Origin of the sequence: Gordonia sp. UBA7860, from assembly GCF_002500165.1 — a bacterium.
GTDB classification, from domain to species: Bacteria; Actinomycetota; Actinomycetes; order Mycobacteriales; family Mycobacteriaceae; genus Gordonia; species Gordonia sputi.
Window position 1 is genome coordinate 21,960 of sequence record NZ_DLSO01000113.1, and the last position, 7,063, is coordinate 29,022.

At 65.9% G+C, this 7,063-nt stretch carries 6 protein-coding genes; 4 read left to right on the forward strand and 2 right to left on the reverse strand.

All coding sequences use genetic code 11. From position 1 onward, the window contains the following. Positions 1–59: 59 nt before the first annotated feature. Entirely contained in the window at positions 60–1,061 is a 1,002-nt protein-coding gene (locus B3T59_RS14000; protein WP_197502279.1) for a DMT family transporter, read from the forward strand. Here the strand turns inward: B3T59_RS14000 and B3T59_RS14005 are convergent. Further along, positions 978–1,523, reverse strand: coding sequence for a GNAT family N-acetyltransferase (locus B3T59_RS14005; RefSeq protein ID WP_064861621.1), 546 nt, complete (start codon positions 1,521–1,523; stop codon positions 978–980). The two genes, B3T59_RS14000 and B3T59_RS14005, sit on opposite strands and share 84 nt — an antisense overlap. A gap of 120 nt (positions 1,524–1,643) precedes the next feature. Between B3T59_RS14005 and B3T59_RS14010 the strand changes: the two genes are divergently transcribed. Genes B3T59_RS14010 through B3T59_RS14020 form a run of 3 tightly spaced genes read left to right on the forward strand, consistent with a single transcriptional unit; the run spans position 1,644 to position 5,562 of the window. Continuing rightward, entirely contained in the window at positions 1,644–2,192 is a 549-nt protein-coding gene (locus B3T59_RS14010) for a TetR/AcrR family transcriptional regulator (RefSeq protein WP_064861622.1), read from the forward strand. A 53-nt stretch (positions 2,193–2,245) separates the two neighbouring features. Further along, the gene (gene pta / locus B3T59_RS14015; RefSeq protein ID WP_156529269.1) at positions 2,246–4,348 is read left to right on the forward strand and encodes a phosphate acetyltransferase; all 2,103 of its coding nucleotides are present in this window, start codon (positions 2,246–2,248) and stop codon (positions 4,346–4,348) included. Next, positions 4,345–5,562 carry an acetate kinase gene (locus B3T59_RS14020; RefSeq protein WP_064861624.1) on the forward strand — a complete coding sequence of 406 codons (1,218 nt, stop codon included), beginning with the start codon at positions 4,345–4,347 and terminating at the stop codon, positions 5,560–5,562. The genes pta and B3T59_RS14020 overlap by 4 nt, the downstream gene beginning before the upstream one ends. Before the next feature lie 55 nt (positions 5,563–5,617). Here the strand turns inward: B3T59_RS14020 and B3T59_RS14025 are convergent. Continuing rightward, the coding region (locus B3T59_RS14025; RefSeq protein ID WP_287003880.1) for a tetratricopeptide repeat protein at positions 5,618–7,063 on the reverse strand (1,446 nt) is incomplete at its 5' end.

Below are 7,063 nucleotides of genomic sequence, written 5' to 3' on the forward strand. Positions count from 1 at the left end.
AAGAGTCGTGTAGAAATATGAACTTGTCCTGAATTGTCCTCGGGCAGATCATTGATGGCATGACGCGTCGAACCCCCGATCTCGCCACCATCGCAGCCACGGTCACCGTGCTCCTGTGGGCGTCGGCCTTCATCGCCATCCGGTCGGCGGGTGCATCGTTCTCGCCCGGTGCGCTGGCATTCGGCCGACTGGCGACAGCTGTGGTCGCACTCGTGCCGATCGTGGTGATCATGCGACGCCGCAACGGCCTCGGGCGCGGACTCCCGCCGCTGCCGCGCGGCCGTGGCCTGGTGCTGGTGATCGTGTACGGCGTCGCGTGGTTCGCGCTCTACACCGTGACGCTCAACTGGGCCGAACAGCATCTCGACGCCGGCACGGCGGCTCTGCTGGTCAACTTCGCGCCGATCCTCGTCGCGGTGTTCGCAGGACTGTTCCTCGGCGAGGGGTTCTCGCGCCGACTCCTCATCGGCATCGGGGTGGCATTCGCAGGCGTCGTGCTGATCACAGTCGGAGGGTCGGGCCCACACGCGGATTGGCTGGGCATCGCGCTCGGACTGGCCGCAGCCGTTCTCTACGCGAGTGGCGTGCTGGTGCAGAAGGTCGCACTGACGCACATCGACGGCCTGTCGGCAACATTCTGGGGAGTCATGGTCGGCGCGCTCGCGACCCTGCCGTTCGCTCCCGCCGCGGTGCGGGAGGTTGCCGCGGCACCCGCCTCCGACATCACCGCGATGGTTTTCCTCGGCGTCGGACCGACCGCGATCGCGTTCACCACCTGGGCGTACGCGCTGTCACGCACGAGCGCGGGCGCAATGGCAGCGACAACGCTCGTCGTGCCCGCCCTGGTGATCGTGCTGTCGTGGCTGCTACTCGGCGAGGTTCCGACCCCGCTGCGGATCGTCGGAGGCGTGCTCTGCCTCGCGGGCGTGGCGATGACACGCGGGTTGATCCTTCTGCCGATGCGCAGAGCTCGCGCCTCAGCCCTGAGAGTATCGCGCGGACCCGCCGTCTCGAGTGGGCCCGTCGAGAGTCAGTTGCAGGAATGCAAGGTCGAGCCATGATCCGAACTTCGTCCCGACCTGTGGCAACAATCCGACGCGTGTGAAGCCCAACCGCTCGTGAATCCGGATCGATCCTTCGTTGGCGGCGTCGATGGCAGCGACCATCACGTGGAATCCGTCGGCACGTGCACGGTCGATCAGCGCGTGCATCAGCGCCTGCCCGGTGCCTTTTCCGCGCTGATCCGATCGCACGTACACCGAATGTTCGACGGTGTGCCGATACCCGTCGTGCGGCCGCCACGGCCCGTAGGTGGCGTAGCCGACGACCTGCCCATCCGTCGACGAGTCCTCGACCGCGACCAGCACCGGAAACCCTGCATCCTGGCGCTGCGTCAGCCACGCCAGCCGGTTCGCGTCGTCGACGATCTGTTCGTTCCAGATCGCGGTGGTGTTCTCGACGGCGTCGTTGTAGATGGGCGTGATGCCGGGGACGTCGCCTGCGCGCGCGTCACGAATCTCCATGGGCGCCGAGCCTAGGGCATGGGTCCGCGTGAGTACGCATACGACCTCGCGCACTTCACCGCGCAGCGAAAGTGACCGGTACCCTGCGCCGACGTCTGCCCGATTCGCTAACTTTCAAGCATGGAATCGGATCGTCTTGTCGATGTGGGCGTCGGGCTGGTGTCGCGCTTCGGCGCGAAGGCGCTCAGCCTGACGTCTGTGGCCCGTCACGCCGGCGTGGCTAGGGCGACGGCTTACCGCATGTTCGGCGGACGTGACGCGCTCGTCGCTGCCATGCTCGACCGCGAGATCGCGCTGCTGCGCGTGAAACTACGCGAATGGTCCGACACCGCCCCCGACGCCGCGGGCAAGGTGCGGGCACAGGTGCTCGGCGTGCTGCCCCACATCCGCGAGCATGAGGCGCTGCAGTACGTCCTCCGTCAGGAACCGGAGGAGATCGTGCGCGCGCTGGTCGCGACCAACGACGACAACGGACCCGACCTGATCGAGAAGATCGTCGACGCCACGCTGCCCGACGTCGCGCCCCAGGTGCAGGCCGAACTGTCGCCCGATGCGCGCGGCGCCGCCGAGTTCATGGTCCGCATCATCTACTCGCTGATGCTGGTTCCCGACAGCAGCCTCACCGATGAACAGATCGCCGACCTGATCGTTCGGGCAATCGTCACCTGACCGGGCCACCTCACCCGCGACGCTCAGTGGTGGCACCAACTACGCTGACCACTATGTCGCCCGACGCTGTGAGCGCAACGAAGATCTACATCGTGTCCGCGGAAGCGGAGACCGGAAAATCGGCGGTGGCGCTCGGTGTGCTGTCGCTCCTGACGGCAACCGGCGGCAGGGTCGGCGTGTTCCGACCCATCTCTCGGGCCGCTCACGGCGAGCGTGACTACCTCCTCGACCTCCTGCTCGAACACACCTCGGCGGACATCAGCTACGACGAAGCCATCGGCGTCACCTACGACCAGGTACACGCAGACCCGAGCGGCTCCATCGCCGACATCGTCGCGCGCTTCCACGCCGTCGAATCGCAGTGCGACGCCGTCGTCATCGTCGGTTCGGACTACACCGACGTCGGCAACCCGTCGGAGCTCACGTACAACGCACGTATCGCGGCCAACCTCTCGGCGCCGATCATCCTGGCGCTCAAGGCACTCGACCGCACACCCACCGAGGTGCGCGACCTCGCCGAGCACCTGCGCACCGAGATCGCCGCGATGCACGCGACCACCGCCGCCATCGTCGCCAACCGCTGCGATCCCGAGCACATGAACGATATCGGTGCCGCACTGGCCAAACTCGACGTTCCGTGCTGGTGTCTGCCGGAGCTGCCCGTGCTCTTCGCGCCGACGATGGCCGAGCTCAAGAGGTCGTTGGGCGCCGAGATGTACAGCGGCGACCCGGAACTCCTCGATCGTGAGGCGCTTCGGGTGATGGTCGGCGGCATGACCGCGGAGCACATCCTCGAGCGACTCACCGAGGGCATGGTGGTGATCACCCCGGCCGATCGCTCCGACGTCTTGCTTTCGTTGGTGAATGCCAATGCCGCGCAGGGCTTTCCGCGACTGACCGGCATCATCCTCAACGGCGGTCTCAAACCGCATCCGATGATCGACGCTCTCGTCGGCGGATTGAAGTCCAAGCTTCCGGTCATCACCTGTGAACAGGGCACCTACGACACCGCACGCATCGCCGCCGACACCCGCGGTCGCATCGCGATCGGATCGGCTCGCAAGATCGACGCGGCGCTCGGACTCATGGAGCAGTACGTGGAGCCCGAGGAGCTGATCAAGGTGCTCGACGTCAAGCCGTCTGAGGTCGTCACCCCGCAGATGTTCGAGTACGGGTTGATCACCCGCGCGCGGTCGGACCTCAAGCGCATCGTGCTTCCCGAGGGCAGCGACGACCGAATCCTGCGTGCCGCAGGACAATTGCTGCGTCGCGGAGTCGTGGAACTGATCATCCTCGGCAACCCCGAGTCGGTGACGGCCCGCGCGAGCGACCTCGGGGTCGACCTCGACGGCGTCGAACTCATCGATCCCGACAACTCCGAGCTGACAGACGAATTCGCGCACACCTACGCAGAACTCCGCAAGCACAAGGGCATGGATTTCGAGCACGCCCAGGAGCGGATGCGCGACGTCTCGTACTTCGGCACGATGCTCGTGCACACTGGCCGCGCCGACGGAATGGTCTCCGGCGCAGCGCATACCACCGCACACACGATCCGACCGGCGTTCGAGATCATCAAGACGGTTCCGGGGGTCTCGACGGTCTCGAGCGTCTTCTTCATGTGTCTACCCGACAAGGTGCTCACCTACGGTGACTGCGCCATCGTTCCCGATCCGACCGCCACCGAGCTCGCCGACATCGCGATCTCCTCCGCCGCAACGGCATCCGCGTTCGGTATCTCCCCGCGCGTTGCGATGCTCTCCTACTCGACGGGGCGCTCGGGAACCGGCGCCGACGTCGACAAGGTGCGCGTCGCAACAGATCTCGTCCACGAACGGGCTCCGGAGCTCTCCGTCGAGGGCCCCATCCAGTACGACGCCGCGGTGGAGCCGAGCGTCGCGGCGACCAAGATGCCCGACTCCGAGGTCGCCGGCCGGGCCACGGTACTGATCTTCCCCGACCTCAACACCGGCAACAACACCTACAAGGCCGTGCAGCGCAGTGCGGGTGCTGTCGCGATCGGCCCTGTGCTGCAGGGACTTCGACGCCCCATCAACGATCTCTCCCGTGGCGCGCTGGTCTCCGACATCGTGAACACCGTTGCCATCACCGCCATCCAGGCCCAGAACATCGACGCACAGGAGTCAGGCCGATGAGTTCATCCACCGAGGGTGCCGTGCTGGTGCTCAACGCCGGGTCGTCGTCGTTGAAATATCAACTGCTACACCCGGACACGGCAGAGGTCATCGCCGAGGGGATAGCCGAGCGGATCGGTGAGGACGAGTCGTCGATCACGCACGAGCAGAACGGCGAGTCCTCGACGCGCACCGAACCGCTGCACGACATCTCGGCCGCGCTCGACGCGGCGTCGGAGATGTTCGCGCAGTCGGGAACCGATCTCGCGACGGCGGGACTGAGCGCCGTCGGACATCGCGTCGTGCACGGTGGCCGTAGCTTCTTCCACCCCACGCTCGTCACCGATGAGGTGGTGTCGGAGATCTCGCGGATCTCCACCCTCGCACCCCTGCACAACAACGCGAACCTCGCGGGTATCGAGGTGGCACGAAAGAAACTTCCCGACGTCCCGTCGGTCGCCGTGTTCGACACCGCCTTCTTCCACGACCTGCCCGACGAGGCCGCAACGTACGCCATCGACCGTGGGGTCGCACACCTACATGCGGTGCGGCGCTACGGCTTTCACGGTACGAGTCATCAGTACGTCTCGGGCAAGGCTGCGGAGTTCCTCGGTCGCGACTACGCGGATCTGAACCAGATCGTGCTGCACCTGGGTAACGGTGCGTCGGCGTCGGCGATCGCACACGGCGAACCGATCGACACCAGCATGGGTATGACGCCCCTTGAAGGTCTGGTGATGGGCACCAGAAGCGGCGACATCGACCCCGGCGTACTGCTGCACCTGAGCCGCGTCGCCAAGCTGTCCAACGATCAACTCGACACCCTGCTCAACAAGAACTCCGGACTCAAGGGTCTGTGCGGCGACAACGACTTTCGCACCATCACCTCGCGGATGGACAGCGGCGATGACAACGCCAAGCGTGCGTACAAGGTCTATATCCACCGCCTGCGCCGCTACATCGGGGCCTACATGATCGAACTGGGCAAGGTCGACGCGATCACCTTCACCGCGGGTGTCGGCGAGAACGCCGACAACGTGCGACGCGACGCGCTGGCCGGTCTGGAGACTTACGGGATTGTTCTCGACGACGAGCGAAACTCTGTGCGTAACAAGCAGGCTCGACGCATCTCGGCCGACTCGAGCGCGATCGACGTGCTTGTCGTACCGACCAACGAAGAGCTGGCCATCGCCCGCCAGGCCGCAGCCGTCGCCCGCGGCGAGCAGCCCGAGTAGCAGCTGGTTCGCTGGTCGAGCCCGATCCGCTGGTCGAGCTTGTCGAGACCACCCCTCAAAACAGCGACCAGGGCCGCACGTAGTTCGCGAGGTCGACGAGAAGGAACCGGTGGTCGCGGTTGGTGCGCGTCTGCCGCGCGAGGTGGCGAAGCGACCTCTCGGTTCCGGTGCGCAGGCCCTGCTCGGTGAACGGAAAACCCAAGAGCCACGCGGGTTCTCCCGTGTCGTCGGGGTGGTTGTGCACCCAGCCGAGCGCGGTGCCGAGAACGATCAGTTGTAGCCGCTGCTTGCGCGGCTCGCTGTCGGGCATGGCTTCCATACGCTTGGCCGCCTCGACGAGCTGATCCTTGCTCACCTGCGACGGGTCGCGTCCGTGTACGAGGGCGATGACCGCCGTCGCGCGTGCGGTGTTGAAATGTCGGCTCGTCGCAGGTACCTCGTCGAGGGGTTCGATTGCTGCGTCATAATCGCCGCGAGCGACGGCGAGGCGCGCCATTCCGAACGCTGCCGTGACGATGCTGTGGTCGGTCAGCCACAGGTCGTGATAGTTCTGTGCCGCAACGTGATACATGTCGGTGATGCGGTCGACGGACCCCTCGGACGGATCGGATTCGTCCGAGAGCCAACGCCCGATGAGCTCGGCGGTACCCGCGACGGCGAGCTTCGGGGCCACCTCGCCCGGCATCGCCTGCAGCACGGCGTCGAACCAGCCGTACGCCAGTTCGGGCTCGTCGTTCATCAGCGAGCAGATTCCCATGTACCACTGCACGCGCCACGAATCCCCGTGTTGCACAGACACATCACGCAGCAACTCGAGCGCTGTGTCGACGTCGTCGAGTTCGAGGTGCGCTCGCGCCTCCGCGAGATCGATCTCCAGTGACGGATGCGCCGCAGACGTCGGCTGTCCGAGCAGCGAGCGGAAACCCTCCGCCCGCGCCGCGTGGATGGAGTCGAGTGTCTGCCTCGGATCGCTCAGCGCTGCCGAATTGAGTAGTCCCGCAGCGGGATCGGTCGGATCGACGAGTGGCACCGGCAGTGCGCGTGCCATGTCGACCGGGTCGTAGAAGGCCGCGAGATCGGGATCGAAGAAGCCGTCGACGGGGGCGAGCATCAACTCGGTGCCGAATGTCGAGCGCTGCGGCGTGAACACCGTCGACAGTGATGGCCGTGGCACACCGGTGTGCACGGCGACGGTCTCGCGCAGCACGTTGAGCAACTGCGTCGTCATCTCCTCCGCGGAAGAGAAGCGGTCGTCGGGATCGGGTGCCGTCGCACGCTGCAAGAGCTTGTAGAACGACGGATTGTCGCGGAACACGGGGGTGTCGTCGGGGTCGGGTAGACCGTCGACATACCGGCCGTCGCTCATCGGCATGTCGACGGTCAGCGCCGCCAGGGTGCGTCCGATGCTGTAGATGTCTGTGACGACTTGTGGACCGGTCTGCACGATCTCCGGGGCCTGGAAACCCGGTGTCCCGTAGAGGTGTCCGTAGCCGTTGACCGG

Coding starts and splice junctions, on each gene's coding strand:
- B3T59_RS14020 (WP_064861624.1), top strand. CDS start 4,345: ATGAGTTCATCCACCGAGGGTGCCGTGCTGGTGCTCAACGCCGGGTCG.
- B3T59_RS14005 (WP_064861621.1), bottom strand. CDS start 1,523: ATGGAGATTCGTGACGCGCGCGCAGGCGACGTCCCCGGCATCACGCCC.
- B3T59_RS14010 (WP_064861622.1), top strand. CDS start 1,644: ATGGAATCGGATCGTCTTGTCGATGTGGGCGTCGGGCTGGTGTCGCGC.
- B3T59_RS14000 (WP_197502279.1), top strand. CDS start 60: ATGACGCGTCGAACCCCCGATCTCGCCACCATCGCAGCCACGGTCACC.
- pta (WP_156529269.1), top strand. CDS start 2,246: ATGTCGCCCGACGCTGTGAGCGCAACGAAGATCTACATCGTGTCCGCG.